Here is a 26,267-nt window from a genome sequence, read left to right as displayed (position 1 = left end):
AACCTTGCTCGCCGGCCGATGCTCCTATAGTTGTTCCATTGCTGCGCGCCGTGGCGGCGCGCTCCACTTCAACCCAGGAGATCGTCATGGATACCAGCCAGCACAGCCTGAGCGCCCTGTTCAAGCAACTGGGCCTGCCCGACGGGCGCAAGGACATCGATACCTTCCTCGGCAGCCACCGCCTCGCCGAGGGCCAGAAACTGCCGGACGCGCCGTTCTGGAACGCCGCCCAGTCGCAGTTCCTGCGCGAGGCGCTGCAGCAGGATTCGGACTGGACCGAAGAAGCCGACGAGCTGGCGGTGCGGCTGTCCAACTGATGGAGCAGCTTCGGCTGCTCTACTTCAAACACCGCGGCGGCGGCCCTATTTCAAATAGGAGCGCAGCACGCCCATGACCTGTTCGAGGTCCTCGTGGCGCTGCGCCGCGGTACGGTCCTCGGCACCCAGGTGGTCGCGCAGGTGGCCTTCGAGCACCTCGGCCATCAGTCCGTTCACCGCGCCACGGATGGCGGCGATCTGCTGCAGGATCGCCGCACATTCGCTACCCGCCTCCAGCGCCCGTTCCAATGCTTCGCTCTGGCCCTTGATGCGCCGCACCCGGGTCAGCAGCTTCTTCTGGTCCTTGATGGTATGTCCCACGTCAAAACTCCAAAGGTATACTGGGGTATAGTATCCAGACTGATCCTGTGGACCATCATCATGCAGCACGCCGCCCACCCGCAAGACGGTCGCCACGACCACCAGTTCCACGAAGGCAATCCCCTGGCCGAACGCAACACCCTGCGCGCCGCGCTGCTGACCGTCGTGATGATGGTGGTGGAGATCGCCGGCGGCTGGATCTTCAACTCCATGGCGCTGCTCGCCGACGGCTGGCACATGAGTTCTCACGCCCTGGCGCTGGGGCTGGCGTTCTTCGCCTACGTGGCGGCGCGGCGCTTCACGGGCGACGCGCGCTTCGCCTTCGGTACCTTCAAGATCGAGATTCTCGCCAGCTACACCAGCGCCATCCTGTTGCTGGGCGTGGCGGCGCTGATGATGTTCGAGTCCGTCGCCCGGCTGCTCTCCCCTTCGCCGATCCATTACCAGCAGGCCATCGCCATCGCGGTCATCGGTCTGCTGGTGAACCTGGCCTGCGCCTGGCTGCTGCGCGGCGAGCACCACCATGGCCACGATCACCCTCATGGACATGACCACCACCACGGCCATGACCATCACGACCATGGTCACGACCTGAACCTGCGCGCCGCCTACCTCCACGTGCTGGCCGACGCCGCCACCTCGGTGGCCGCGATCATCGCCCTGATCGGCGGCCTGATCTGGGGTGCCGCCTGGCTCGACCCGATGATGGGCATGGTCGGCGCCGTGCTGGTGGCCGTCTGGTCGGTCGGCCTGCTCAAGCAGAGTGGCCGGGTGCTGCTGGATGCGGAGATGAACGACCCGGTGGTGGAGGAAATCCGCGAGGTGGTCGCCGAGCTGCCCAATCCGGCGCGCATCACCGACCTGCACCTGTGGCGCGTGGGCAAGTCGCGCTACGCCTGCATCCTCAGCCTCGCCAGCAGCGGCGGCCTGACGCCCGAGCTGGTGCGCCAGCGCCTGCAGGTCCACGAAGAACTGGCGCACATCACCGTGGAGATCAACCCGATCCCCGCCTGAGGACGGCCCATTAAAAGACCGGAAGTCGTGGCGGCTTTGACGGCCGCCACGCCGCTGCGGCCTAATGCGCAGCCTGTCGAACCCGGTCGCCTGCCCGCATGTCCAGCTCTCGCTTCTCCACCGCCCAGCAACGCGCCAGCATCCTGCACCTGCCCGCCGGCCCCTGGACGACGGTGCTCGACTGCCTGTGCGCGCGCTTCCCGGCGATCAGCCGCGACACCTGGCTGGACCGCATGGCGCGCGGCAAGGTGCTGGACAACGACGGCCAACCCGTCGGCCCCGAGCATCCCTACCACGAAGCACTGCGCATCCACTACTTCCGCGAAGTGCCGCAGGAAACACCGATCCCCTTCCAGGAACGCATCCTGTATGCCGACGATCACCTGGTGGTGGCGGACAAGCCTCACTTCCTGCCGGTGACGCCCGCCGGGCAGTACGTCGAGGAAACCCTCCTCGCCCGCCTCAGCAAGCGCCTGGACAACCCGCAGCTGGTGCCGCTGCACCGCATCGACCGGCTCACCGCCGGGCTGGTGCTGTTCTCCACCAACCCGGACAACCGCGACGCCTACCAGGCGCTGTTCCGCGAGCGGCGCATCCACAAGATGTACGAAGCGATCGCCCCGGCGCTGCGACAACGGGATTTCCCGCTGGTGCATCGCTCGCGAATGGTCGAGGGCGATCCCTTCATCCGTATGCAGGAAGTGGACGGTGAGCCCAACAGCGAAACGCGCATCGAGGTGCTGGAACAGCGCGGCGAGCTGTGGCGCTATGGCTTGCATCCGGTGTCGGGCAAACGTCACCAGTTGCGCGTGCACATGTCGGGCCTGGGCGCGGCACTGTGCTTCGATCCGCTCTACCCGACGCTGCCGCCGCGCGGCGAGCGACCGCCGGAAGACTTCGACAAGCCGCTGAAGCTGCTGGCCAGGCAACTGGCGTTCGTCGACCCGGTCACCGGCGAGGCGCGGCATTTCAGGAGCCAGCTGGAACTGACCTGGCCTTCCATCAATTTCATCGATGGTCACCCTTAAGACGATCCATTTCCGTCGATAGTGGCCCGGGTGTTTTCATAGCTCCACCCCAAGGAGAGAAAGCATCGGGAGCCCGATCATGAGCTACAGCGCCAAGTCCTTTTCCGCCCTCGTCAACGCCCTGCGTGCCGACGGCATCACCCGTCCCGAACAGATGGCCCGCCAGCCCTTCCGTAATGCCCAGGGCTTCTGGTCCGCGGTGGCCAAGAAATGAACCTCGTGCGGCGACTCCCGCCTGCGCTGCGCATGGATGCGGTGATCGTCCTCTACGCCCTGGCCGCGGCCTGGCTGGTCTTCTCGGGCCTGTAATGGCGGACCGGTGAAAAAGACCCAATGAAAAGGGCAGCCACGGCTGCCCTTTTTCGTTTCCCGCGCGGCCCTGCCGCGCTCCATCCTCACTTCTTCAGACAGGTGCTCATGAACGCCTTGCGTTCATCACCCTTGAGCGCCTTCTTCGTCGCATCGGCATTGCAGGTCTTCATCTTTTCCTGCTGCGCCGTCGTCGCCTTGGTTTCGCCCCCGCCCGCCTTCAGGCAGGTGCTCATGAACGCCTTGCGCTCATCACCCTTGAGCGCCTTGGTGGTGGCGTCGGCGTTACAGGTTTTCATCTTCTCCTGCTGCGCGGTCTGCGCGGCGGTAGCGGCAAAGCCTTGCGCCGAAAAAAGCAGAGCCAGGACGAGCAGCGGAATCCGAACGGTGGTCATGGAGTGGTCTCCCAGGATGGAATTGCCACTCTGAGCGTAGCTCGCAGCCCAGCATTCGCGAGGGCTGCGCCACGATGCTGCACTTCGTCCCGCCCGGCCCGTGATGGCTTGCACGAGGCGAAAAATAAAAATAGTTATATATAAATTCGAATTGATAATTTTTTGAAATATCAAAAATACCGCAGTATGGCGCTGCCACCCATTCGGTACACCAGGAACCTGCCATGTCGCTGTTGACCCTTCCCAATGCCCGCGAGCAAACCAAGTCGGTCCGCGCCACGGTGCTGGTGTTCAAGGACCCGCGCTCGCAGGATCTGCTCAACCGTATCGAGCGCCTGGCTCCTAGCGAGGCCAACGCATTGATCATCGGCGAGACCGGTACCGGCAAGGAGCTGGTCGCGCGGCATATCCACAAGCTCAGCCGCCGCAGTGGCGCGCCCTTCGTGGCGGTGAACTGCGGCGCGTTCTCCGAGACGCTGGTGGAAAGCGAGCTTTTCGGCCACGAAAAAGGCGCCTATACCGGTGCCACCAGCAGCAAGGCCGGCTGGTTCGAGGCTGCCAATGGCGGCACCCTGTTCCTTGACGAAATCGGCGACCTGCCGTTGAACATGCAGGTGAAATTGCTGCGCGTGCTGCAGGAGCGCGAAGTCGTGCGCCTCGGCTCGCGCACACCGGTGCCGATCAACGTGCGGGTGGTCGCCGCCACCAACGTCAACCTGGCCGACGCGGTGGTGGCCGGGCACTTCCGCGAAGACCTGTTCTACCGCCTGCACGTCGCCACCATCCGCCTGCCCCCGCTGCGCGAGCGCCCCGGCGACATCCTGCCGCTTGCCGAATTTTTCCTGGAAGAGCACTGCCAGCGCCTGGGCTACAACCGCGCGGCCCTGAGCCCCGAGGCCGAGCGCAAGCTGCTGGGGCACACCTGGCCGGGCAACATCCGCGAACTGGAGAACGCCATCCACCACGCTCTGCTGGTGTGCCGCAACCAGCAGGTGCAGCCGGGCGACCTGCAGCTCGCCGAGCTGCCGTCCGCGCCTCGCCACGACTCGCTGCGCCACGAAACCTTCCCCCACGCCCTGGCTCCCCGCGTCGAGGCCACCCTGGAGCAGGCGCTGCTGGAGCTGTTCGAAAGCAACAAGCCCGACCTCTACGAGCACGTCGAGGAAGTGCTGTTCCGCACCGCCTACCACTTCTGCCATGGCAACCAGCTGCAGACCGGCCGCTTGCTGGGCATCAGCCGCAACATCGTCCGCGCCCGCCTGGAAAAGATCGGTGAACTGAGCCTCAGCCGAACCGGCTGAGGTGAGTTCAGCCCGCGCCAGCAGCGGGCTGAAACCGTCCGTCGGCGATCCCCGTCCGGCCTCCCCCCGCGAAAGGTTATAATCCGCGCCGTTTGTGCAGCCGGCACGCCAGTGCAAGCTGAGCGTCTACACTTCCAGGGCGTCGCCCAGGCGGGACGTCGACAGCCAGCGAACGGCCCATCGTCATCAGCTGCCAGTCACCCTCTTCAAATCATCAGCTTTTAGTCATCAGCTTTCAGTCATCAGGAATGATCGTGACCAAAGACGAACTGCGCGCGGAACTGGAGCGCCAGGAGCAACGTTTCAAGGATGAACAGGGCGGCGAAGTGACCCTTTATGCCGCCCAGCCCGAACCCGGCAAGAAACCCTGGCGCAAGCGACCCAGCGTGCAGGACAGGGCCTTCGACCGGGAACTGGAAAGAATCGAAGAAGAACGACAGAAAAAGGATCAGGAAGCGGCTTCCGTTTAAATCGCAGGTACGACCCCAGGCTGAAAGACCCGCCCGAATCTGTTGTGGGAAAGTCTTGATGCGATGGGCGAGCAGCGCTCCGTGGGGGAGCCTGCCAGTTGGCCTGCAAACACTCATCCGATGGGCCGGCGGCCCGCGTGGAAGCATTGCAAACTTTTTCCACACTGCCTGAAAGCGCCGTGCGACGAGGCGTCGCGCAAATTGGAGAAACCGTTTCAGGCTAAATACGGTGCTCCAAGCTTCTGGCATAATCGCCGCCCCGTCTCCGACCGGTCATAGAATTTTCATGTTCGATCTCTTCAGCGGACTCGATCTCTGGGTGGGTATCAGCCTGGTGCTGGCACTCACATTCGTCCTGGCGTTCGAGTTCATCAACGGCTTCCACGACACCGCTAACGCGGTGGCCACGGTCATCTACACCAAGGCCATGTCCCCGTACCGCGCGGTGATCCTCTCCGGCATCTTCAACTTCCTCGGCGTATTGCTCGGTGGTGTCGGCGTTGCCTACGCGATCGTCCACCTGCTGCCGGTGGAGCTGCTGATCAACGTGAACACCGGCCACGGTCTGGCCATGGTGTTCTCGCTGCTGGCCGCCGCCATCACCTGGAACCTGGGCACCTGGTACTTCGGCATCCCGGCCTCCAGCTCGCACACCCTGATCGGCTCGATCCTCGGCGTGGGCCTGGCGAACGCCCTGATCAATGGCGTACCGGTGGCCGACGGGATCAACTGGGGCAAGGCCATCGACATCGGCCTGTCGCTGATCTTCTCGCCGCTGGCCGGCTTCATCGTCGCCGGCGCCCTGCTGATCGGCCTGAAGTGGCTGTATCCGCTGTCGAAGATGCACAAGACCCCGGAAACCCGCCGCGACGTCGACGAGAAGAAGCACCCGCCGTTCTGGAACCGCCTGGTGCTGGTGATCTCGGCCATGACCGTGAGCTTCGTGCACGGCTCCAACGACGGCCAGAAAGGTATCGGCCTGATCATGCTGGTGCTGATCGGCATCGTCCCGGCGAAGTTCGTCCTCGACCTGAACAGCACCACCTACCAGATCGAGCGCACCCGCGACGCCGCCATCCACCTGCAGCAGTTCTACAACCGCCACTCCGACACCCTCGGCGAGATGCTCGCACTGGGCAAGGCCGGCGAAGCGGACATGCCCGACCTGTACCGCTGCGAGCCGAAGCAGACCGAAGCGACCCTCAAGGGCCTGCTGAGCGACCTGCACGGCGTCTCCAGCTACAACGACCTGAACGACGACGAGCGCGTCCAGGTGCGCCGCTACCTACTGTGCCTGGACGACACCGCGAAGAAGGTCGGCAAGCTGTCCGAGCTGCCGTCCCGCGAGAAGGCGGACCTCGAGAAGCTGCGCAAGGACCTGACCAGCACCACCGAATACGCGCCCTTCTGGGTGATCATCGCGGTGGCCCTGGCCCTGGGCATCGGCACCATGGTCGGCTGGAAGCGCGTGGTGCTCACCGTCGGCGAGAAGATCGGCAAGCAGGGCATGACCTATGCCCAGGGCATCGCCGCCCAGCTCACCGCGACCGCCGCCATCGGCATGGCCAACATCTACAGCCTGCCGGTGTCCACGACCCACGTGCTGTCCTCGGGCGTAGCGGGCACCATGGTGGCGAACCGCAGCGGCCTGCAGGGCAGCACGATCCGCAACATCCTCATGGCCTGGGTGCTGACCCTGCCCGTGTCGATCGCGCTGTCGGCCGGCCTGTTCTGGCTGTCCTCGCGCTTCATCGGCTGATCCAGCGCCGCGCTCCACGAAAAACGCCTGCATCCGCAGGCGTTTTTCATTTCCGGACGCTCAAACCGTAATGGCCTGCCTCGGCAGGCGGATGACGAAACGCGCGCCGCCCTTGAAGTTATCCACAGACAGGCTGCCGCCCATGTTGCGGATCAGGTCGTGGCTCACCGACAGCCCCAGCCCTGTACCCTTGCCAATGGGCTTGGTGGTGAAGAAGGCCTCGAAGATGCGCTCGATCACCGCCGGGTCGATGCCGCCAGCGTTGTCGCGCACATGCAGCTCCACCCAGCCGGGGTCCGTGCAGGGCTCCTGCGACACGCCGACCCAGCGCGCGCCCTCTTCTCCACGCCCCAGCAGCGCGTCACGGGCGTTGGCCAGCAGGTTGATCAGCACCTGCTCCAGCTGGTCGGCATAGCCACGCACCACCACCCGTTGCGCCGGCGGCCGGCACTCCAGGGTGATGCCCTGCTGCGTGAGGCTTTCGCCCAGCAAGGCAACGGCGCCTTCGCAGGCGTCGTAGGGATCGAACGGCGCGGCCTCCAGCTCCGACTTGCGGCTGAACACGCCCATGTGACTGATCACCCGCGAGAGCCGGTCGATCTGCGCGTCCGCACGCTCGAGCTTTTCCTTCAGGTATTCGGGCTCGCCCAGTTTCTGCCGGGCGTTGTAAAGGGACATGCGCATGACGTGCAGCGGCTGCTTCATCTCATGCGCCATGCCGCTGACCATCTCGCCCAGACTGGCCATTTTCGCGCCCTGGGCCAGTTGCTGCTGGGCGTGGCGGACGGCGGTGTTGTCGCGGCCCACGGCCTGGATTTCCACCAACCGCCCCTCGGCGTCCAGCAACGGCCGGTCCGACCAGATCAGCCAGAGGTTGCGCTGGCCGGGGAGGCAGAAACGCAGCTCCCAGGAATCGTCCACCGCCCCCTTGCCGCCGCCCACCAGGCGCGCGCGCAGGGCACTGCAGTCCTGCTCCGAGAGCCACTCGTCGAGCCGCCGGCCGAGCAGCGCGTCCACCGGTTCACCGAGCACCTGGGCAAAGGTGTGGTTGATGAAGGTCAGCTGCAGGCCGGGGTCATAGCGGCAGATCAGTGCCGGGGAGTCCTCGACCAGCACGCGATAGCGCTCCTCGCTCTCGGCGATCTGCAGTGCGGCCAGGTGCTGCTCGGTGACATCGAGCCATAGGCCGACGGCCTCCTGCGGGATGCCCTGGATATCGCGCAGCAGCTTCGCCTCGTCGTACAGCCAGTGCCACTCTCCAGCGCTGTCGCACAGGCGGTACTCGGTGCGCACGCGGCCTTCGCGCAGCAGCTCGCGGCCACGGTCGAGAAAAGTCTCCAGGTCTTCGGGATGCACCCGCTCGGCCAGCGCCTGCCAGTTCTGGCCCTGCAGGTCGAGGCCAAGCAGGTTGCCGGCGCTCTCGCTGTAGAACTCGGGGATCAGGTGCCCCTCCTCCACGCGCTGCACGTAGATCACCACCGGTGCGCTGTCGATCAGGTTACGCAAACGGGCGTGGGCGGCCAGCGCCTGTTCTTCCTGCAACTTGCCTTCGCTGATGTCCAGTAGCACGCCGTCCATCAGCTGGTCGCCGGCGCGCGCCTGCCGCCGGCCCTGCAGGCGCAGCCAGCGACGCGTCTGTGTGGAAGCCGCACCACGCAGACGCAGGTCCTGGACCAGCCGCCCGCCCGGTTGCAGGTTACGCAGGCGCAGGCTGAGTTCATCGGCGTCGGCGGGGTGCAGCTGGCTCAGCAGGTCGGCCAACGCCAGCTGCAGCTGCCCGGCGGGCAATCCCAGGCTCGCCGCCACCGCCGGCGACAGTTCGAACAGGTCCTCGTCGACGTGCAAGCGCCACCAGCCGCCGCCCACCATGTCCTGCAGCAGATTCAGGCGCCGGCTGCTGTCGCGCAGACCGTGCAGTTCGGTGCGCTCGTGGACGAGGTTGGTGAGGATCTCCGCCAGGTACTGCCAGTCGCTCGGCGCCAGCCCTGGCCAGCTGCCGCCGTGCTCCATCGGCTCGGCCAGCAACCCGGCCAGCCGCCCACCGCGCACAGGGGCCGGTATCAGGTAGAGCTGGGTGCAGCACAGGGTACGCAGCAGCTCCGACGGACTGTCGTCCGCCCCTAGCAGGCAGGCGCCGCTGGCGGCGCGCAACTCGTCACCGGGCACGGCCAGGTTTTCCCGCAGCAAGCTGTCGAAACCGGGCTGTACGTAGCAGGCAAAGACCCGCAGGCTCTGGTCCGGCGCTTCCAGCAACAGAGCCATGCTACGCATGTGGAAGTTGCTGCAGAACGCCTCCAGCACTTCACCGACGGCCTCGCCGAGGCGGCGTTGCGAACTGTGGCGCAGGCGCGCCAGCAGCAGTTTGCTGAGACTCAGGCATTGCAGCTTGTGCTGCTGGCTGTCGGACTGCCAGTTCAGGTCGGAGATGTCCGTACCCAGCAGCAGGCAATGCTCGTTGGGCTGCAGGACCGCCTGGAAGCGGCACACCAGCGGCAGGTCACCGGTGCTGCGCAGAACCAGGTCGAGCCGCTCGCCGCCTCGCAGACTGGACACCTGCATGCCACCGGGAACGCGCCGGTCCAGATAGTCACCCAGCCCGGGCAGGTCGCCATTGCCCGGAACCGGCGGGAGCAGACGGTGAGCCTGGCTGCCGCCACGGGCGATGACGCGATCGCGGCTGTCCAGCTCCAGCCACAGGTCCCAGTGGCCGGTCACTACGGGCTCACTCAGCTCTTCCACCGGCAGCGCCGGACGCCGGCGTGCCGCCAGGGGCCGGCTCGGCACCGGATTCTCGATCATCTCATGCTGGCCGCGAGGCCTGGAGCGCCAGAAATCGAACATCCAGTACCTCAGAGCAGGACGCTGGCGGTGCCGCTGAGCACGTCGGGCAGGCGCGGCACCGTGCCGATTCCCGGCAGGGTCAGCAGCGGAACGATGGGCGAGGTGGCGTAGGGATAGCTGACACACACACGGACGCGCGTGTACTGGCGTCCCGAGACCGTCTCGGTTACCGGGGTATCCATGAACTGCCCGCTGTAGCAGCCATTGCGCCAGCTCGCCGGCATCCAGCTCAGGCGCTGTGTCACGGCGTTATCCACAGCCGCTTTCAGGGCGGCGCTGTAACCACCCGCGGCCTGGGGATTCACCGAGACGGCCACTCGCGCGCCCGCCGCCGCCGCATCGTTGAACGACTGCAGCATCAGCAGGGGCACGCAATAACCGAGCAGTCCGTAGAGAACTGCGAAGAACAGCACGAATACGGCGGCGAACTCGATAGCCACCGCGCCTCGTTGAGTGCCACGCCTGCCGACTCCGTTCATGCGAAATACTCCCGGACCAACTTCCAACTTGAATGATCGTTCAACTTGTCGGCACAGCGAAACTTTCCTGAAGATACTCGCCGTCGGATAAATACCGCTCTCCAGCAATACTAGGCGCTCTTCCACGATTCGCCCTCATGGCCTATCGGAATAACGTTACGAGCCAAACTCGATTACCCATGGCTTCAATTGCAATATGGCGCTGGAGTGCGGGATACCTTAAAACTCCCCTAACCTGCTTCGAAGTCGCCGTTCCGGGATAAGGATATTCTCGATGCTGTTCAAACTCTGCCTGCTGGGCTGGTTCGCCGTCTGTGCCAGTCAGGACCTCACGCGGCTGCGGGTCAGCAATTGGCTGACCCTGGGCGGGGCGCTGGCCGCCCTGCTGTTCCTGCTGGTCACGGGCCACACGCTGACGGGCTATGCGCCGCTTGCCGCGGGGGTTGCCGCGCTACTGGCGGCGCTGCTCAGCGTGCCGGGCTACTGGCTGGGGAAGCTGGGCGCGGCCGACGTGAAAATACTGATCGCCCTGGGCCTGGCCAGCGACCCGCTGACGGTGTTGTACACCCTGGCGGTGGCCTGCCTGTTCTGTGTAGTGCTGATGTTCGCCAGCAAACTTTTGATTGATTCGGACAAAGTACCGGCTAATTGCAAATCGCAATTAACCAAACTGCAACCGTCAAAGTTCAAGTCATTTCCGTTCATCTTCGCGCTGTTCGCCGGTCTTCTGACGACCCTCTCGCTCCTCAAATAAAAATGATTCCGACAATTGGCAGAGTCCAAACTTAACGACTATATGCTAAGGGTTAATACCATCCATCACCTGATGGGACGATCCGGCTACGGTAATTGAACGGCCGGACGATAAAAATAATGGAAGCAATCCTTCAAGGAGCGTGCAGTCATGGAAAAAACGGCCAATCGCCGTTTCAGCGTGCTGGTCATCGATGACGAGCCTCAGGTTACTGCGGAGCTTTCCGAACTGCTGGAGAACAGCGGCTACCGCTGCGTGGTCAGCGACAGCAAGGACAGTGCCCTGCAGAAGTTCCGCGATGACGCCTCGATCGGCCTGGTGATCTGCGACCTGGGTCTGGGACGCGACAACGGCATCCGCGTGGTCGAGGCGCTCAAGGACGTGGCCGGCGCTACGCGGTTCTTCGAGACCATCATCCTCACCGGCCAGCAAGGCAGCCAGGAAGTGATCGAGGCCATGCGTGTCGGTGTCGCCGATTACTATCAGAAGCCGGTAGCGCCGATGGACCTGCTCAAGGGCCTGGAACGCCTGGAGGCGCGCCTGCACGAGCGCATCCGCAGCCAGCTCAGCCTGAGCCACGTGAACCAGCGCCTGGAATACCTCGCCGAATCACTCAACTCGATCTCGCGGGATATCCACAAGATCAAGTATGAAGTCCATGGTGGCGGCGGCCAGCCGGCCAGCAGCGGCGCGCTCAAGCAGGAACAGCCCGAGCCTGCGGCCAGCGCAGCGCCGAGCAACGCCGAGCAGATGACGCCGGTGGTCAACAACCCGCTGTTCAACAAGCTCTCGCCGCGCCAGCAGGCAGTGGCGCGCCTGGTGAGCAAAGGGCTGACCAACTACCAGATCGCCTACGACTTGGGGATCACCGAGAACACCGTGAAGCTCTATGTCTCCCAGGTGCTGCGGCTGATGCACATGCACAACCGCACCCAGCTCGCCCTCGCCATCTCCCCCAGCGCGTCGCAGAGCAGCGCGGTGCACTGAGTCCGCCTCACCCTCTGACGATCTTCAGATCAGCAGCTCCGCGCCGCCGGTCTGGAGGTCGATCAGGCGCACGTCGAGGATGCCGGTCTGGATGCCCAAGAGTTTCAACAATGGGTCGATTAGCGCGTTGCCCAAGGCCGTGACCAGGTCCGCCAGGGCCTTGGTCAGGAGCTTCTCCAGGTCGGTGGCGGAGTTGATGACCGCACCGGCAACCCTGTCCACCAGCTTGCCCAGGTCACACAGCAGCCAGCCCAGCAACGGGTTGCACAGCAATCCCTGCGAGCCCAACGACACTTTGATTTTCAGCCCGTTGCTGAGGCTCGCCATGCCCGCCCCCAAAGATGCCCCGAGTGGACTCTGGGCACGCTGAACCGCGCTGGGCAGATCGCTGGGGCTGGCTACGATGTAGGTCAGCGCAGTCGGGGCTGAAGTAGCAATTGTCACGGGCCCCGAAGGAGTGGTGATGTCGACACTGGCAAGATAGCCCGATCCCAGGCTCACCAGATTGACCGAGGCGCCAAGGCTCAGGGAAGCGATGCCAGGTTGTGCCTGGACACCCACCGTCACCGGCTTGCCAACCCCTCCACACTGGATACTTTCCAGTGCGGCGGAACCTGGCGCGACTGCGGCAACCAGGGTCACATCGGACTTCACCAGGCCGAGATTGAGCAGGTCCACGTTAGCCTTCACCGTCAGATTGACCTGCGATGATCGTGCCTGAGTCCTCCATGAGCCGTCGGCGTTGCGGCCGGGATAGCCGATAGCGATCTGCGGAGGGTTGATTACCGACAGAGTCAGACTCTGCGTGAGCAGTCCAGGCACGGCGAGCTTCTGGGTGGGGATGGTCACCGCGTTGTTCTTGTTCGCCACCAGCGCCGTCGCCATCAGCAGGTCCAGCATATTGACCCCGGCACTGAGCGCCGTATCGCGCACGCTGTCCGGCGCCACCACGCTGAGAATCTGCCCCAGAGTCAGTTGCGCCGTCGGTACGTTGATGGTGGCCAGCGCCGTACGCAGCAGCGCCGTATTCACCCCGGCCAGCTGTGAGGAGTCCGCCGCGTTGACCATGGCCTGGAGCAGCTGTGCCGCGGTGACGTTGGCGCCCAGCAGGCTGTCGATCTTGCCCAGTTCGAGGTTCACCCCGGCGGCCTTGAGCTGCTGGCTCAGGGCAAGCAGCGAGACGTTGGCCCCGGCGATGCCCTGGTAAGTCACCACGTCCAGGTTGAGGTTGGTGCCCAGCAGCCCGCCGAGCAGGGCATTGAGCAACGGCGAGTTGCTCGAGTCCAGGCTCAGCACACCGCTACCCGCGGAAATTCCCGCCATCGCCGAGCGCCGTGCCACGGCCTGGGCACTGATCACCGTAGTGCTCGACGCACCGCTGAACAGGCTGGCGACGTTGAGTACCAGGCTGGAGGGAACGCTGTGGGTGGCCTGCACGCGCACGGAATCCGCCAGGTTGCCGCCAGCGCTGAAAACTCGCTGAGAATCGGCACTGCCGTAACCGGCAGAAAAACTGACACTGCCCAGTGTCCCGACCAGCGTGTCGCCGGTGCCGGGCACGAAGCCGTTCTTCGCCGCGCTGGCGGTGACGTAACCCTGGATGTCGGTGGCCAGCTGCGAGCCGCACATACCGCCCTGGGTGGCCGCTTCCAGCGCCGCCATATCCGCCACACGCTGCAGCTTGCGTTGTTCGAAGTACAGGCGCCCGGTGTCGATCACCAGGGCCAGGCAGATCAGCGCCAGCAGCAGCGTTCCCGCCGCCATGACGCCGATTGCGCCTCGCTGCCGTTCACGTCCCATGGCAGCCTCCGGAAGGGATCAGTTCTTGTCGGTGCTGAAGCCGTTGTTGTCGTCGAGCAGGTACTCGGGAATCTCGTGGGTATAGCTCTTCAGGTAGCGCTGGTAGGCGCGGTCGCGCTCGGCCGGCGTGGCGCTCTGCCGGTGGGCCGAAGCGGCCTTTCCGCTGCTCTGCAGGTCCAGCCAGGTCAGCACTTCCTGCTGGTCACGAGCGGTGGTACCGGCTTCGGTGTGGGTGGTCTCCACCGCCTGGGCCAGCATCGGCGTCGCCAGCAGTGCGCCGGCCATAATCCATGTCTTCATCCTTCCCTCCCTGCCCACCTCAGCGGGCCTTGACCAGCAGCTTGGCGTCGCGCGCCACCGCCGGGGTCGACTCGACCTGGGCCGGGTGCGCGTCTTCCACCGCATCGTCCACGTAACTCACACTTTCGGCCTGCACCGCCGGTTGGCTGGCCGGGCTGGCGGGGCTTACCGGGCGCAGGTCCTTCGCCTGATCCTGAGCCGCGCGGACCTGGTCGGCGGACAGCCCGACACTCTGGATCAACCGGCTGGCCTCGCTGTTCTCGCCCTGGATAAACATGACGCTGAGCAGGTTGGTGGCCGGCAGCTTGTCATGTTCGTTCAGCTCCATCGCGGTGATGAACTCGAAGCGCGCCTTCTCCAGCTCGCCGCGCCGCAGCAGGACGTAGCCCAGGTCGTTGCGCAGCGCGCTGTCGGTGGGCTGCAGGCGCGCCGCTTCACGCAGCTCGCGCTCGGCTTCCACGGTATTGCCACCACGCATGGCGATCTGCCCCAGACCATGGTGGGCCTCGGCGGACTTGCAGGTACCCAACAGCCCTTCGTAGACGATGCGCGCCTTGGGATCACCGATGCGGCGCAGGGCCAGCGCCTTGCTTTCGCGCACTTCCAGCGAGTTCGGCGGCAGGGTTTCGAGGTTGGCCAGGGCGGCGTGGGCACGGCCGTTGTCGAGCATCTCGCGGGCGAGATTGAGCTGCAGTTCCACCGCCTGGCCGAGCTTCTCGTCGCAGCTCTGCCCGACGCTCGGCCCGCCACCCAGGCTGTCGAGATTGGCGCAGCCGCCGAGGGTCAGGCCCAGCAGGCCGATCAAGCACGCGTTTCTCATCCCATTCTCCCCAGGGCCTTGGTGATCGCGAGGAAGCCGGGCCCGGCGAGGATGATGAGCAGCGCCGGGAACAGCAGCGTCATCATCACCAGGCTCATCTTCGCCGACATCTTGCTGACCTTTTCCTGCAGGCCGGTCAGGCGGCGATCCTCGAACAATTGCTTGAGCGTCAGCAGCGATCCGCGAGCACTGCCGCCCTGGCGCAGCATCTGGCGCAGTACGTTGCAGCAGTCGCTCAGTTCCCCCACCGCCAGGCGTTTGCTCAGTAGTTCCAGCTCGTCCGCCAGGTCCAGGCCGCTTTCGGCATGCGCCAGTACGCCGTCGAGTTCCTCGACCAGCACCGGCACGATACTCCGCCCTTCCCGGCTGACCACCCGCAGGCTCTGCTCCACCGTGAGACCGGAGTCGAAAAGGATGCGGATCAGCTGGATGAACAGGATCACCTCGTCCGCCAGGCGCTGCCGACGCTTGCCGGCGAAGTAGGACAGCACCCGCTTGGGCAGCAGGAAGCCGATCCCGGCGGCGAAGGACAAGGGCAGCAGCGGAGAGGTATGGGCGTGCCCCGGCGTGGCCAGGACCACCAGTACGATGGCCACGAACAGCAGCGGGACCAGGAATATCGACATCAGGTAGATGCGCCGCGGCGTACTGCCGGACCAGCCGGCCTGGTTGAGCAGCAGCCGGACTTCCTCATCGCGCAGTTGCAGGCGCCGACCCAGGCCACTCTCGCTCATCCGGTCGAATGCCCGCGCCATGCGCTGGCCAGCGCCGTGCGGCGTTGCATCGCCGCCCAGGCGCTGCTCGATCAGGCGCTGTTCGCGACCGGCCGTGCGGCTCTGCGAGAGCAGCAGGAGGATCGCCGCCAGGGCCAGGATCACCGCCATCAATCCGTACATCAGGGGCATGCCGGCCTCCTCAGATGCTCTTGAGCATGCGCCAGAGCGTGTAGCACCCCAGCACCTGCAACCCCAGGGAAGTCAGCAGCATCAGGCGGCCACCGTGGTCGTGCCACATGTTCATCAGGTAGCCCGGATTGCTGAACAGGATGTAGGCGCCCAGGCTGATCGGCAGCAGCGCCAGCACCAGCGCGCTCATGCGGGTTTCACCGGTCATCGCGCGCAGCTGGCGGCCGAGTTTCTCCCGCTCGTGGATGACCTTGATGATGTTCTCCAGCAGGTCAGTGGTGTTGCCGCCATAACGGTGGTTGACCGCCACGCCGAGGGAGAGCACGTGCAGCTCCTCCACGTCATAGAGCTCCGCCACCTCCTGCAGCGCCTCGGGCAGACTGATGCCCAGCAGCACATGGTTGTTCACCAGCGAGAAGATTTCCCGCAGCGGGTCGTCGGCCGCATTCACCGCCTGGGTGATGGCATCCCCCAGGGTTCGCCCCGAGTGCAGGCTGCGCACCACCTGGTCGAGAAAGTTGGGCATCTGCCGGATCATTTTCTGCAGGCGACGCCGGTACAGCAGATTGAGCAGTGCATGGAAGCCGAGCACTCCCACCCCGACACCGCAGAGCGCGCCCACCGGCCCGCCCAGGCGCTGTCCGAACAGCCCCAGCACAAGACAAGCCACGACGGCACCCAGGACCCAGCCGCGCATGTCAGAGATGCCGGCACGCCGCATGCGCCGCGCCAGCCAGTGGCTGCTGCGAGCGCGCGCTCCTCCGGCCACCACAGTCTCTCCGCTCAGGCGGCGCATCACCAGCTCGTGGTGCCGCGCGCGCCAGCTCATGCCCGCCAGCCCCAGGCCCAGCGCCGCCAGCGCCAGGCTGGCCACGACCAGCCAGAGGGCGCCGCTCACAGCAGCACCTGGCGGAACTTGATGCCGCCTGGCTGGGCAGTACGGACGAATTGCCCGGTACCACGCCGGTCGAGGCTGAACAGCGAGTTGGTGACGTAGACGCCGTCACGCACCTCCAGCACTTCGAGGATTTCGCTGACGCAGCGGCGGCCGTTGGACAGGCGGGTGATCTGCACGATGATGTCCAGTGCCGAGCAGAGCATCTGCCGCAGGGTCTGCTCCGGCACGCGCTGGCCGGTGAGTCCCACCAGCATCTCCAGGCGCAACAGCGAATCCATCGCCGAGTTGGCGTGTACGGTGCTCATCGAGCCATCGTGGCCGGTGTTCATCGCCTGCAGCACGTCGAGCACTTCGACGCCGCGGATCTCGCCGAGGATGATGCGGTCCGGGCGCATGCGCAGGGCGTTGCGGATCAGGTCACGGGCAGTCACTTCGCCGAAGCCTTCGGCATTCGGCGGACGGGTCTCCAGGCGCACCACGTGGTCGTGGCCCAGCTGCAGTTCGGCAGTGTCCTCGATGGTAACGATGCGCTCGCGCTCGTCGATGAAGCTGCTCATGACGTTGAGCAGCGTGGTCTTGCCGGTGCCGGTGCCGCCGCTGATGAGGATGTTGCAACGGCTCGCCACCGCCTGGCGGAGGAACGCCAGCATGGCTTCGTCGACGCTCTGGTAGGCCAGCAGGTCGGCGCTCTTGAGCAGCTCCTTGCTGAATTTGCGGATCGACAGGCAGGGCCCGTCCAGCGCCACCGGCGGGATGATCGCGTTGACCCGGCTGCCGTCGGGCAGGCGCGCATCCACCATCGGGCTGGACTCGTCAAGGCGCCGGCCCAGCGGCGCGAGGATGCGCTGGATTACCCGCTGCACATGGTGGTCGTCGATGAAGCGCAGGTCGCTCTGGTAGAGCCGGCCTTCGTGCTCGATGAACACCCGGTCCGGGCCGTTGACCAGGATTTCCGAGATGCCCGGATCGCGCAGGAGGATTTCCAGCGGGCCAAAACCGGTGAGTTCGTCCACCACCTCCTCGGCGAGGCGGTCCAGTTCGTAGCGGGAGATCGCCAGCTGGCGGCGCGAGGCGTACTCGCAGACCTTCTCGGAGACGTACTGCGCCACCGCCGGCCGCGCGCCCTCCAGCAGGTTCATGCCATCTTCGTCGATCTCGTCGATGATGTAGCGGTGCAGGCGCATCTTCAGCGTCTGCAGGTCCTGGTCGTGGCGGCCGTGACCGCCGCCATAGTGCTGGCTCATGAGCGCGCGGCCTTCGCCCGGCCGATCCAGCTGAACAATCCGCGCTTCTCCGCCACGCCCGCACCCAGCGCCTCAGCCAAGTCACGCAGCTTCACCGTCAGCGGGTCGCGCGGGGCCAGGTCGAACAGGCTCTGGCCGACGTTCTTGGCACGCAGGCGGGCTTCGGGCGAGGCCGGCAGCACGCCGAACAGTTCCAGGCCGAACATCTTGCCCAGCGCCGGGGCGTCTGGTGGCACCGAGGCCCAGTAACGCTCGATCAGCAGCTCGATACGCGGCAGCGCTGGCGTGCGTTCGCGCAGGCGGCGCAGGCGCTCCAGTCCTTTCTTGCACGACGGCACGCTCTGGTCCACGAGCCACAGCACGCGGTTGGCCTGCATCAGCAGCTGGCCGCTGAGTTCGCCTTCGGCAACGCCGGTGAGGTTGATCAGGATATGACTGAAGGCGCTGCGCAGGTTGCCCAGCAGCAGGTACAGCTCGGCGGTGGTGATGCGCTCCAGCACGCCGGGTTCGTCCGACAGGCTGAGCACGCGCAGGCCGGATTCGTGGCGGGCAAAGGCGCTGTCGATCAGGGTCTGGTCCAGCCGGCGCAGGTTGCGCAGCGCATCAGCGAAGGTGAATGACGGTTCCATGCCGAGGATCGCCAGCGCCTCGCCGGTGGGTTGGCCGATATCCACCAGCAGCACGCGGTGGTCCGCCTGGCGTTGCAGCGCCAGGGCCAGGTGCAGGGCGACGAAGGCGCCATCGGCGTCGGGCCGGGCGCTGATCAGGCTGATCAGTTCGCCCTGCTGGGTGGCGCTCACCGGTACGGTGGGCAGGCGCCCGCCGAGACGTCGGACCAGCCCGCTCAGTTCGCTGGCACGGGCGCCGTAGGTGACAAAGTCCCGGGCTCCTGCGCGCATGGCAGCCAGCACCAGTTGGTTGTCCAGACCGTCGCCGACGGCGACGACCGAGAGCAGCGGTCGCGCCGAGACCAGCCCCTCGATCAGCGAACCCTGGGAGACCAGGTTGGCCTTGTTCAGGCTGGTGAACAGGACCGTCGCACCGGTGACGTCCAGCAGCGACAGCAGTTCCTCCAGCGTACCGCTGTTGGCCAGGACGACCTGCCCGCAGCCGGCCAGGCTGCTCTGCAGCCACTCCTGCTCGCCGGGATGCTGGACCAGCGCCACGAAAGTCTGACTCATGCCCGTGCTCCCTTGCTTTGCCTTGCCTCCCGCTCTCTGGCGGGTCAGCGCTTCGTAGGTATCCATCAGTGCGACATCCCGCTGCTGGCCTTGCGCTTGTCGAAGCGGCCGTCCTCGAGGAAGTAGAACTCGCCAAAGCCCGGGTCGTAGTCGCGCAGGCCTTCGCCAGGAAGCTTGGGCAGCGCGGCATTGACGGCCAGCGGCTGCACCAGGTGCGGGGTGACGATCATCAGCAGTTCACGGTCGTCCTTGTCCAGGTTCGAAGATCGGAACAACGCGCCGATCACCGGGATGCTGCCGAGGAAGGGGAACTTGTCGATATTGCTGATGGTGCTGCTGCTGATCAGTCCGCTGATCACGAAGCTCTCGCCGTCGGCCAGCATCACGCTGGTATCGGTGCGCCGCACAGTCAGCGCGGGCACGGCGATGTCGTTGGTGCGGATGCCACTGGAAAAGTCCAGCTCACTGACCTCCGGGGCGACCTTCAGGGCGATGCGCTTGTCGTTCATCACCGTCGGCGTCAGGGTCAGGCGCACGCCGAACTCCTTGTACTCGATGGTGATGGTGTCCTTGTCGCCATTGGGCACCGGAATCGGGAACTCGCCACCGGCGAGGAACGAGGCCGTCTGCCCGCTGGTAGCCACCAGGCTGGGCCGCGCGAGGGTGTAGGCGAAACCGCTGCCTTCCAGGGCGTTGATGAAGCCCAGCCACTTGCTGCTGCCACCACCCCAGATGATGTTGAAGCCGCCGTTGGAGTTGCCGAAGGAGCCATCCAGCGTGCCATCGGTGCCGACCTGCATGTTGCCCAGGCTACCCGGCGAGCCCAGTACGAAGGTATTGGAACCGCGCCGCACCAGTGACGTACTTGCCTGCTTGAGCTTGCTGCGACTGACTTCGACGAAGCGGATATCGGTCTGCACCTGGTTGGGCAGGCTGCCGGCGCCGACGCCGGTTGCACCCGCCACGTCGCTCACCGCCCGCGCACCGACGCGCACCACGGTGCGCATCGGCTGGTCGCTGCAGGCGGTCCAGATCAGCAGGCTGGTCAGGCCTTCGGCCTTGCCGGTGACGAGGAAGTCGCGCTTGTCGAGCACTTGTACGTCGGCGATGTTCGGATCGCCGATGGCCAGGCGCTTGATCGGCACCGGCAGTTGCTGGTCACGCTGGGCGCCCTGCTCGACGTCGAGATTCAGTTGCTGATCGGCGAAGCCTGCGCACGCGCTCGGCACGGCCTGCGCCGCGGAGTGGACGGCGCAAGCCAGCAGAGCAACCAGGGGAAGAATGAAGCGCTTGGACATCGATGCACTCCTTGCTCAATGTGCTTCACGGGTAACGGTGGTGCCTCGGTAGACCACCACGCCGGCGTCGACCTGCGGCGCGGAAACCTGGCGCACGGCGGGGGCCGGCGCCTGGCGCGGCTTGCCGATGAGTTGTTCGAGGGTGATCGGCTGGCTGCCGGCGGAGCCGAGCGAGGCCTGGATATAGCGGCCCTGCTGTTCCTTCTCGTAGAGGTTCTCATCCTTGCTGCGCACCGCCAGGCGCAGGGAGCCGGCCTGGCTGGCGAGCATCAGGCGCGAGGCGGCTTCGGCGGGCACAGCGAGCACGGCAGTGCGTGGCGGTTTGGGTGTCTTGTCCTTGGGGTCGCCGGCATTGCGTGCCTGGCCATCGGTGGAAACGGCAATCTGCTCGCCGTAAGTCAGCACCCGCACACCCGGCAGCACCACCTGGGCGCTGAGGCTGCGCTCAGTGCTCTGCTGGTCCTGGACGAAGAGCATGACGTCGACGTAATCGCCGGGGAGCACGAAGCCGCCGCCACCGATGACCTCGTCCACGGCAATCGCCATGGCGCGCTCATCCGGCCGGATGGTACGGGCCAGAGGGCCGCCCGGTTCGGTGACGGCAGAGGTGAGGATATTGCCCGCCGGAACGGCGACCCAGACGCGCTGGCCGATCACGGCTTCGGGCTTGGGAAAGCTGCCGGCGGGAGCGGTGCGCAGCATTTCCACGCTGACATCGTCCTTACCGATCACCGCCAGGGGCGGCAGGTCACGGGCGGCCACCACCACAGCGGTGCGCTGCAGCTTGTCGGCTTCGGCCATTGCTGCCGGTGCTACCTCCTGCACCACGCCGGCAACCGGCGCGGCCGGCTTGCCGACCTTGAGTCCGAGATACCCCACCACACCGGCGCACACCAGCAACAGCCCGGCGAATACCATCAGCACCTTGCTATTCATGACCACATCCTTGGGCAATCTCGGAAAAGCGGACCGGAGGGTCCGCGGCCTTGTCGTAAGAAGTCCGTTACCGGCAGCACCGGGGTTTGTCCTTCAGACCTTTATTGTTGTTTCGGCCAGGCGAGGAAGTTCGATAAGAACCATTTCTCATAATCAGTTTTCAGTTGTGCCATGGCTGAATCTAGTAGCTGTGTTTAGAGCGTCAACCACGCCGCTTAAATTTACGACCTGCAATTATTTATATGCCGAGAGGGTTATAACTTTTGTATTAGCGCTATTTGAACAATTGCATTCAGCCATACGACGCCTAGCCTGACGATGAAGTCGGGGCGCCGCCCCGGTGGTATTCGAGGGAGCACCCGCGATGGACCTGAAAATAAAAAAACTGTCCCTGAAACTGTTCTGCATGGCCAAGGCGTTCGCGGCCGACAAGGAAGGGGCGACAGCGATCGAATATGCGGTTATTGCGGGACTGATCTCGGTGGTGGTTATCGCGGGAGCCGGTATTATCGGTGGAGACCTGGGTACTATCATGACCAGCATTCAGGACGAAGTTGCAAAAGCCGTTAAATAACGACCCTCCCGATACAACTTCCTGACGACCCTATTCATGGTTCCCGCGCCTTGCGCGGGAACTTGTTTGCCTGCCTGCCGCTTTTCTCCTAAAGCTCCCCACGCCGCTGCCGATACAGCCTGCTCAAACCCGTTTTACAGCAGGATGCTTTACCGATGCTTCGTTCGCTGTCTTTCTCCAGGAAGATTCTCCTGGCGGCCTCTCTCGTGGTCACCTTCGCCTTCGCCTGTTTCATCTTCTTCAACGATCTGCGCCAGCGCGAGGCAATCCACTCTGACACCGAATCCTACCTCTCCGAGGTCGGCAGCCTGACCGCCAGCAATATCCAGAGCTGGCTGGAAGGGCGCATCCAACTGGTGGAAGCAGAAGCTGCGCAACTGGCCGACGGCGAGCCGACGCCCGAACGCATTCAGCACGTACTGGAACAACAGGTGTTCCAGAAGAACTTCGAATCGGTCTACCTCGGTGAAGCCGCCAGTGGCGTGTTCACCATGCGCCCCTACGCGCCGATGCCCGACGGCTACGACCCACGCACCCGTGGCTGGTACAAGGACGCCGTGGCCGCCGGCCGGCTGATCGTCACCGAGCCCTTCCTCGACGCCGGCACCAACGAGCAGATCCTCGCCATGTCCATGCCGGTCATGCGCAACGGCCAGCTGGTCGGCGTGGCCGCTGGCGACATGAAGCTGGAAACCATCACCGCGATCATCAACTCGCTGAAGTTCGACGGCGACGGCTATGCCTTCCTGGTCAGCGATGCCGGCAAGATCCTCCTGCACCCGGACAGCAGCCTGATCTTCAAGAGCCTCGGCGAGGTCTACCAGCAGGGCGCACCCAAGGTGCAGCCGGGCGTGCAGGAAGTCAGCATCAACGGCGAGGACCAACTGGTTTCCATGACACCGGTGAAGGGCCTGCCGGGCGTGACCTGGTACGTCGCGCTGGTCCTCAACAAGGACTCCGCCTATGCGATGCTCAGCGACTTCCGCAACACCGCGATCATCGCCACGGTGATCGCCATCGTCGCCATCCTGCTCCTGCTCGGCATGCTGATCCGCGTGCTGATGGCGCCGCTGACCGACATGGGCCGCGCCATGCAGGACATCGCCCAGGGTGAAGGCGACCTGACCAAGCGCCTGAAGGTCGCCAGCAACGACGAGTTCGGCGTGCTGGCCAACGCCTTCAACCGCTTCGTCGAACGTATCCACGAGTCCATCCGCGAAGTCGCCTCCACCGCGCGCCAGTTGCACGACGTCTCGCAACTGGTGGTGAATGCCTCCAACTCGTCCATGAGCAACTCCGACGAGCAGGCCAACCGCACCAATAGCGTGGCCGCGGCGATCAACGAACTGGGCGCTGCCGCTCAGGAAATCGCCCGCAACGCCGCCGACGCCTCGCACCATGCCACCGACGCCTCGCACCAGGCCGGTGATGGTCGCCAGGTGGTGGAACAGACCATCAGCGCAATGAACCTGCTGTCCGACAAGATCAGTTCCGCCTGCGCCAACATCGAGTCGCTGAACAGCCGCACGGTGAACATCGGGCAGATTCTGGAGGTGATCAAGGGCATCTCCGAGCAGACCAACCTGCTGGCCCTGAACGCGGCCATCGAGGCCGCCCGCGCCGGGGAAGCCGGCCGTGGCTTCGCTGTGGTGGCGGACGAGGTGCGCAACCTCGCCCACCGCGCCCAGGAGTCCGCGCAGGAAATCCAGAAAATGATCGAGGAATTGCAGGTCGGCGCCCGCGAAGCCGTGGACACCATGACCGAGAGCCAGCGCTACAGCCTGGAGAGCGTGGAAATCGCCAACCGCGCCGGCGAGCGCCTGGCCAGCGTGACTCATCGCATCGGCGAGATCGACTCGATGAACCAGTCGGTCGCCACCGCCACCGAGGAACAGACCGCCGTGGTCGACTCGCTGAACATGGACATCACCGAGATCAACACCCTGAACCAGGAAGGCGTGGAAAACCTGCAAGCCACCCTGCGCGCCTGCGCCGACCTGGAGAACCAGGCTGGCCGCCTGCGCCACCTGGTGGACAGCTTCCGCATCTGATCACCGCCGTAGTGGAAAAGGCGCCTTCGGGCGCCTTTCTTGTTCTATTGCCGACCGATTCCGCAATGGCGCGCCCGCCCAGGAAATCACGACCCTGTATCACCGCTGAAACACCCGCCACAGAGCCACCCCTACCGTTCGTCCGACACTTTCAAGCTTCCCTCGGGCACGCCGAAATCAAGGGTGAAGGCCTTTGATACCCACCCACAAACCGGGCCTGTCGTCACCGCCGGCACAAGGGAGTTCCGGCCACGCCCGCACGGCTATCCGCCGCGCCGGCGCCGTCCGTTTCACACCACGGGACGGACGTTCTGCGGCGACACCGGATCTGTCGCCCGGACCAACGCCGTTCAGGCATCCCACCACCTCCGGACTCGACGCAGCATGATCAAGAGCCTGAAATTCAGCCATAAGATCCTCCTGGCCGCTTCTCTCGTTGTTTTCTCGGCATTCGCCCTCTTCACCCTCTACAACGACTACCTGCAGCGCAATGCGATCCGCGAGGACCTCGAGGATTATCTGCGGGAGATGGGCGACGTCAGCGCCAGCAACATCCAGAACTGGCTGAGCGGCCGCCTGCTGCTGATCGAAAGCACCGCCCAGACCCTCGCCCGCGACAGCTCGCCCGAGCACCTGACCGGCCTGCTGGAGCAGGACACCCTGCGCAAGACCTTCAACTTCACCTACCTGGGCCAGGAAGACGGCACCTTCACCATGCGCCCCAACAGCGCCATGCCTGACGGTTACGACCCGCGCACCCGCCCCTGGTACAAGGATGCCGTCGCGGCCGGCGGCACCACGCTGACCGAGCCCTACATCGACGCGGCCACCCAGCAACTGATCATGACTGTCGCCACCCCAGCGCGCGCCGGCGGCAAGACCCTCGGCGTGGTCGGCGGCGACCTCGGCCTGCAGACCCTGGTGGAGATCATCAACTCGCTGGACTTCAGCGGCATGGGCTATGCCTTCCTGGTCAGCGGCGACGGCAAGATCCTCGTGCATCCGGACAAGAACCAGATCATGAAGACGCTGGCGGACGTCTACCCGCAGAACACGCCGAAGATCGGCAGCGGCTTCAGCGAGGCCGAACTCAACGGCCACCAGCGCATCCTCAGCTTCACCCAGGTGAAGGGCCTGCCGTCGGTGAACTGGTACATCGGCCTGTCCATCGACAAGGACGCCGCCTACGCAATGCTGAGCAAGTTCCGCGCCTCGGCCATCGTCGCCGCCGCGATTGCCATCGTCGCCATCCTGCTCCTGCTGGGCATGCTGATCCGCGTGCTGATGCAGCCGCTGACCACCATGGGCCGCGCGATGGAAGACATCGCCCAGGGCGAAGGCGACCTGACCAAGCGCCTGAAGGTCGCCAGCAACGACGAGTTCGGTGTGCTGGGCAATGCCTTCAACCGCTTCGTCGAACGTATCCACGAATCGATCCGCGAAGTGGCTTCCACGGCCCGCCAGCTGCACGACGTCTCGCAACTGGTGGTGAATGCATCCAACTCGTCCATGAGCAACTCCGACGAGCAATCCAACCGCACCAACAGCGTCGCGGCAGCGATCAACCAGCTGGGCGCCGCCGCCCAGGAAATCGCCCGTAACGCCGCCGATGCCTCGCACCACGCCACCGACGCCTCGCACCAGGCCGGTGATGGTCGTCAGGTGGTCGAGCAGACCATCAGCGCGATGAACCTGCTGTCCGACAAGATCAGCTCGGCCTGCGCCAACATCGAAGCACTGAACAGCCGCACGGTGAACATCGGGCAGATTCTGGAGGTGATCAAGGGCATCTCCGAGCAGACCAACCTGCTGGCCCTGAACGCCGCCATCGAAGCCGCCCGCGCCGGAGAGGCCGGCCGTGGCTTCGCCGTGGTCGCGGACGAGGTGCGCAACCTCGCCCACCGCGCCCAGGAGTCCGCGCAGGAAATCCAGAAAATGATCGAGGAATTGCAGGTCGGCGCCCGCGAAGCCGTGGACACCATGACCGAGAGCCAGCGCTACAGCCTGGAGAGCGTGGAAATCGCCAACCGCGCCGGCGAGCGCCTGGCCGGCGTCACCCACCGCATCGGCGAGATCGACTCGATGAACCAGTCGGTGGCCACTGCGACCGAGGAGCAGACCGCGGTGGTCGACTCGCTGAACATGGACATCACCGAGATCAACACCCTGAACCAGGAGGGCGTGGAAAACCTCCAGGCCACCCTGCGCGCCTGCGCCGACCTGGAGAACCAGGCTGGCCGCCTGCGCCAGCTGGTGGACAGCTTCCGCATCTGATTCTGGCGGAA

The 26,267-nt window shown here is 65.1% G+C and carries 25 protein-coding genes; 12 read left to right on the top strand and 13 right to left on the bottom strand.

All coding sequences use genetic code 11. From position 1 onward, the window contains the following. Positions 1 to 86 precede the first annotated feature (86 nt). Positions 87 to 317, top strand: coding sequence for a DUF2789 domain-containing protein (locus tag IB256_RS20115; RefSeq protein ID WP_081517540.1), 231 nt, complete (start codon positions 87 to 89; stop codon positions 315 to 317). A 45-nt stretch (positions 318 to 362) separates the two neighbouring features. Here IB256_RS20115 and IB256_RS20110 read toward each other — a convergent pair whose 3' ends face one another. Continuing rightward, on the bottom strand, positions 363 to 638 hold the full coding sequence (locus IB256_RS20110) for a metal/formaldehyde-sensitive transcriptional repressor (RefSeq protein WP_024764116.1): 276 nt from the start codon (positions 636 to 638) through the stop codon (positions 363 to 365). 60 nt (positions 639 to 698) lie between these two features. Here IB256_RS20110 and dmeF point away from each other — a divergent pair, with 60 nt between their 5' ends. The 3 genes from dmeF to IB256_RS30790 all read left to right on the top strand — a co-directional run bounded on the left by dmeF (position 699) and on the right by IB256_RS30790 (position 2,894). Then, complete coding sequence (gene dmeF, locus IB256_RS20105; protein WP_192403802.1) at positions 699 to 1,652, top strand: CDF family Co(II)/Ni(II) efflux transporter DmeF; 954 nt, start codon at positions 699 to 701, stop codon at positions 1,650 to 1,652. A 98-nt stretch (positions 1,653 to 1,750) separates the two neighbouring features. Next, positions 1,751 to 2,680, top strand: coding sequence for a pseudouridine synthase (locus IB256_RS20100; RefSeq protein WP_192403792.1), 930 nt, complete (start codon positions 1,751 to 1,753; stop codon positions 2,678 to 2,680). A 79-nt stretch (positions 2,681 to 2,759) separates the two neighbouring features. Further along, the gene (locus IB256_RS30790) at positions 2,760 to 2,894 is read left to right on the top strand and encodes a hypothetical protein (RefSeq protein WP_017519380.1); all 135 of its coding nucleotides are present in this window, start codon (positions 2,760 to 2,762) and stop codon (positions 2,892 to 2,894) included. Positions 2,895 to 3,075: 181 nt separating this feature from the next. Here the strand turns inward: IB256_RS30790 and IB256_RS20095 are convergent, their stop codons facing one another. Further along, positions 3,076 to 3,384, bottom strand: coding sequence for a PsiF family protein (locus tag IB256_RS20095; RefSeq protein WP_045209676.1), 309 nt, complete (start codon positions 3,382 to 3,384; stop codon positions 3,076 to 3,078). Between the two features lie 224 nt (positions 3,385 to 3,608). Between IB256_RS20095 and IB256_RS20090 the strand changes: the two genes are divergently transcribed. The 3 genes from IB256_RS20090 (at position 3,609) to IB256_RS20080 (ending at position 6,914) form a co-directional block, all read left to right on the top strand. After that, the gene (locus IB256_RS20090; protein WP_192289889.1) at positions 3,609 to 4,685 is read left to right on the top strand and encodes a sigma-54 interaction domain-containing protein; all 1,077 of its coding nucleotides are present in this window, start codon (positions 3,609 to 3,611) and stop codon (positions 4,683 to 4,685) included. A 254-nt stretch (positions 4,686 to 4,939) separates the two neighbouring features. After that, entirely contained in the window at positions 4,940 to 5,155 is a 216-nt protein-coding gene (locus IB256_RS20085; protein WP_192289891.1) for a hypothetical protein, read from the top strand. Positions 5,156 to 5,441: 286 nt separating this feature from the next. After that, on the top strand, positions 5,442 to 6,914 hold the full coding sequence (locus IB256_RS20080) for an inorganic phosphate transporter (RefSeq protein ID WP_192403790.1): 1,473 nt from the start codon (positions 5,442 to 5,444) through the stop codon (positions 6,912 to 6,914). A gap of 60 nt (positions 6,915 to 6,974) precedes the next feature. Here the strand turns inward: IB256_RS20080 and IB256_RS20075 are convergent, their stop codons facing one another. Together IB256_RS20075 and IB256_RS20070 are read right to left on the bottom strand one after the other, a co-directional pair. Beyond that, the gene (locus IB256_RS20075; RefSeq protein ID WP_192403788.1) at positions 6,975 to 9,755 is read right to left on the bottom strand and encodes a PAS domain-containing sensor histidine kinase; all 2,781 of its coding nucleotides are present in this window, start codon (positions 9,753 to 9,755) and stop codon (positions 6,975 to 6,977) included. A gap of 8 nt (positions 9,756 to 9,763) precedes the next feature. Then, entirely contained in the window at positions 9,764 to 10,234 is a 471-nt protein-coding gene (locus IB256_RS20070) for a TadE/TadG family type IV pilus assembly protein (RefSeq protein WP_192289897.1), read from the bottom strand. Positions 10,235 to 10,508: 274 nt separating this feature from the next. Between IB256_RS20070 and IB256_RS20065 the strand changes: the two genes are divergently transcribed. Next, positions 10,509 to 10,988 (top strand): prepilin peptidase, encoded by a 480-nt coding sequence (locus IB256_RS20065; RefSeq protein ID WP_285886538.1) that lies wholly within the window; start codon positions 10,509 to 10,511, stop codon positions 10,986 to 10,988. A 150-nt stretch (positions 10,989 to 11,138) separates the two neighbouring features. Further along, positions 11,139 to 11,975, top strand: a complete 837-nt coding sequence (locus IB256_RS20060) for a response regulator transcription factor (protein WP_138212347.1) — start codon at positions 11,139 to 11,141, stop codon at positions 11,973 to 11,975. A gap of 24 nt (positions 11,976 to 11,999) precedes the next feature. Here IB256_RS20060 and IB256_RS20055 read toward each other — a convergent pair whose 3' ends face one another. The 9 genes from IB256_RS20055 to cpaB form a co-directional block, all read right to left on the bottom strand. Continuing rightward, positions 12,000 to 13,775, bottom strand: a complete 1,776-nt coding sequence (locus IB256_RS20055; RefSeq protein WP_192403786.1) for a pilus assembly protein TadG-related protein — start codon at positions 13,773 to 13,775, stop codon at positions 12,000 to 12,002. An 18-nt stretch (positions 13,776 to 13,793) separates the two neighbouring features. Then, the gene (locus tag IB256_RS20050) at positions 13,794 to 14,075 is read right to left on the bottom strand and encodes a DUF3613 domain-containing protein (protein WP_192289901.1); all 282 of its coding nucleotides are present in this window, start codon (positions 14,073 to 14,075) and stop codon (positions 13,794 to 13,796) included. 19 nt (positions 14,076 to 14,094) lie between these two features. Continuing rightward, positions 14,095 to 14,895, bottom strand: coding sequence for a tetratricopeptide repeat protein (locus IB256_RS20045; RefSeq protein WP_192289903.1), 801 nt, complete (start codon positions 14,893 to 14,895; stop codon positions 14,095 to 14,097). Continuing rightward, on the bottom strand, positions 14,892 to 15,800 hold the full coding sequence (locus tag IB256_RS20040; RefSeq protein WP_192289905.1) for a type II secretion system F family protein: 909 nt from the start codon (positions 15,798 to 15,800) through the stop codon (positions 14,892 to 14,894). Before IB256_RS20040 ends, IB256_RS20045 begins: the two co-directional genes overlap by 4 nt. A 10-nt stretch (positions 15,801 to 15,810) precedes the next feature. Continuing rightward, positions 15,811 to 16,698 carry a type II secretion system F family protein gene (locus tag IB256_RS20035; RefSeq protein WP_192289907.1) on the bottom strand — a complete coding sequence of 296 codons (888 nt, stop codon included), beginning with the start codon at positions 16,696 to 16,698 and terminating at the stop codon, positions 15,811 to 15,813. Then, a complete protein-coding gene (gene tadA, locus IB256_RS20030) occupies positions 16,695 to 17,942 on the bottom strand; it encodes a type 4b pilus Flp biogenesis ATPase TadA (protein WP_081517525.1) in 1,248 nt (415 codons plus the stop codon). Before tadA ends, IB256_RS20035 begins: the two co-directional genes overlap by 4 nt. Further along, a complete protein-coding gene (tadZ, locus tag IB256_RS20025; protein WP_045209663.1) occupies positions 17,939 to 19,123 on the bottom strand; it encodes a type 4b pilus Flp biogenesis protein TadZ in 1,185 nt (394 codons plus the stop codon). Before tadZ ends, tadA begins: the two co-directional genes overlap by 4 nt. 65 nt (positions 19,124 to 19,188) lie before the next feature. Next, positions 19,189 to 20,421 (bottom strand): type II and III secretion system protein family protein, encoded by a 1,233-nt coding sequence (locus tag IB256_RS20020; protein WP_192289909.1) that lies wholly within the window; start codon positions 20,419 to 20,421, stop codon positions 19,189 to 19,191. Positions 20,422 to 20,436: 15 nt separating this feature from the next. Further along, a complete protein-coding gene (gene cpaB, locus IB256_RS20015; protein WP_192403784.1) occupies positions 20,437 to 21,357 on the bottom strand; it encodes a Flp pilus assembly protein CpaB in 921 nt (306 codons plus the stop codon). A gap of 376 nt (positions 21,358 to 21,733) precedes the next feature. Between cpaB and IB256_RS20010 the strand changes: the two genes are divergently transcribed. The 3 genes from IB256_RS20010 (at position 21,734) to IB256_RS20000 (ending at position 26,256) form a co-directional block, all read left to right on the top strand. Next, positions 21,734 to 21,931, top strand: a complete 198-nt coding sequence (locus tag IB256_RS20010) for a Flp family type IVb pilin (protein WP_192403990.1) — start codon at positions 21,734 to 21,736, stop codon at positions 21,929 to 21,931. 155 nt (positions 21,932 to 22,086) lie between these two features. Further along, positions 22,087 to 23,982, top strand: coding sequence for a methyl-accepting chemotaxis protein (locus IB256_RS20005; RefSeq protein WP_192289913.1), 1,896 nt, complete (start codon positions 22,087 to 22,089; stop codon positions 23,980 to 23,982). A 384-nt stretch (positions 23,983 to 24,366) separates the two neighbouring features. Further along, on the top strand, positions 24,367 to 26,256 hold the full coding sequence (locus tag IB256_RS20000) for a methyl-accepting chemotaxis protein (protein WP_192403782.1): 1,890 nt from the start codon (positions 24,367 to 24,369) through the stop codon (positions 26,254 to 26,256). The last annotated feature ends 11 nt before the right edge of the window (positions 26,257 to 26,267 follow it).

This window comes from Pseudomonas sp. PDM17, assembly GCF_014851985.1.
Taxonomy (GTDB): domain Bacteria; phylum Pseudomonadota; class Gammaproteobacteria; order Pseudomonadales; family Pseudomonadaceae; genus Pseudomonas.
Note: the sequence above shows the minus strand (reverse complement) of the source record. Positions and strands in the feature narration are given on the sequence as shown.

What these genes read in the sequence shown, in the direction of transcription:
- IB256_RS20060 (WP_138212347.1), top strand. Translation starts at nt 11,139, where the DNA reads ATGGAAAAAACGGCCAATCGCCGTTTCAGCGTGCTGGTCATCGATGAC.
- IB256_RS20020 (WP_192289909.1), bottom strand. Translation starts at nt 20,421, where the DNA reads ATGTCCAAGCGCTTCATTCTTCCCCTGGTTGCTCTGCTGGCTTGCGCC.
- IB256_RS20115 (WP_081517540.1), top strand. Translation starts at nt 87, where the DNA reads ATGGATACCAGCCAGCACAGCCTGAGCGCCCTGTTCAAGCAACTGGGC.
- IB256_RS20100 (WP_192403792.1), top strand. Translation starts at nt 1,751, where the DNA reads ATGTCCAGCTCTCGCTTCTCCACCGCCCAGCAACGCGCCAGCATCCTG.
- IB256_RS20050 (WP_192289901.1), bottom strand. Translation starts at nt 14,075, where the DNA reads ATGAAGACATGGATTATGGCCGGCGCACTGCTGGCGACGCCGATGCTG.
- IB256_RS20070 (WP_192289897.1), bottom strand. Translation starts at nt 10,234, where the DNA reads ATGAACGGAGTCGGCAGGCGTGGCACTCAACGAGGCGCGGTGGCTATC.
- IB256_RS20000 (WP_192403782.1), top strand. Translation starts at nt 24,367, where the DNA reads ATGATCAAGAGCCTGAAATTCAGCCATAAGATCCTCCTGGCCGCTTCT.
- IB256_RS20065 (WP_285886538.1), top strand. Translation starts at nt 10,509, where the DNA reads ATGCTGTTCAAACTCTGCCTGCTGGGCTGGTTCGCCGTCTGTGCCAGT.
- IB256_RS20080 (WP_192403790.1), top strand. Translation starts at nt 5,442, where the DNA reads ATGTTCGATCTCTTCAGCGGACTCGATCTCTGGGTGGGTATCAGCCTG.
- tadA (WP_081517525.1), bottom strand. Translation starts at nt 17,942, where the DNA reads ATGAGCCAGCACTATGGCGGCGGTCACGGCCGCCACGACCAGGACCTG.
- IB256_RS20045 (WP_192289903.1), bottom strand. Translation starts at nt 14,895, where the DNA reads ATGAGAAACGCGTGCTTGATCGGCCTGCTGGGCCTGACCCTCGGCGGC.
- IB256_RS30790 (WP_017519380.1), top strand. Translation starts at nt 2,760, where the DNA reads ATGAGCTACAGCGCCAAGTCCTTTTCCGCCCTCGTCAACGCCCTGCGT.
- dmeF (WP_192403802.1), top strand. Translation starts at nt 699, where the DNA reads ATGCAGCACGCCGCCCACCCGCAAGACGGTCGCCACGACCACCAGTTC.
- IB256_RS20095 (WP_045209676.1), bottom strand. Translation starts at nt 3,384, where the DNA reads ATGACCACCGTTCGGATTCCGCTGCTCGTCCTGGCTCTGCTTTTTTCG.
- cpaB (WP_192403784.1), bottom strand. Translation starts at nt 21,357, where the DNA reads ATGAATAGCAAGGTGCTGATGGTATTCGCCGGGCTGTTGCTGGTGTGC.
- IB256_RS20005 (WP_192289913.1), top strand. Translation starts at nt 22,087, where the DNA reads ATGCTTCGTTCGCTGTCTTTCTCCAGGAAGATTCTCCTGGCGGCCTCT.
- IB256_RS20055 (WP_192403786.1), bottom strand. Translation starts at nt 13,775, where the DNA reads ATGGGACGTGAACGGCAGCGAGGCGCAATCGGCGTCATGGCGGCGGGA.
- IB256_RS20040 (WP_192289905.1), bottom strand. Translation starts at nt 15,800, where the DNA reads ATGCCCCTGATGTACGGATTGATGGCGGTGATCCTGGCCCTGGCGGCG.
- tadZ (WP_045209663.1), bottom strand. Translation starts at nt 19,123, where the DNA reads ATGAGTCAGACTTTCGTGGCGCTGGTCCAGCATCCCGGCGAGCAGGAG.
- IB256_RS20090 (WP_192289889.1), top strand. Translation starts at nt 3,609, where the DNA reads ATGTCGCTGTTGACCCTTCCCAATGCCCGCGAGCAAACCAAGTCGGTC.
- IB256_RS20075 (WP_192403788.1), bottom strand. Translation starts at nt 9,755, where the DNA reads ATGTTCGATTTCTGGCGCTCCAGGCCTCGCGGCCAGCATGAGATGATC.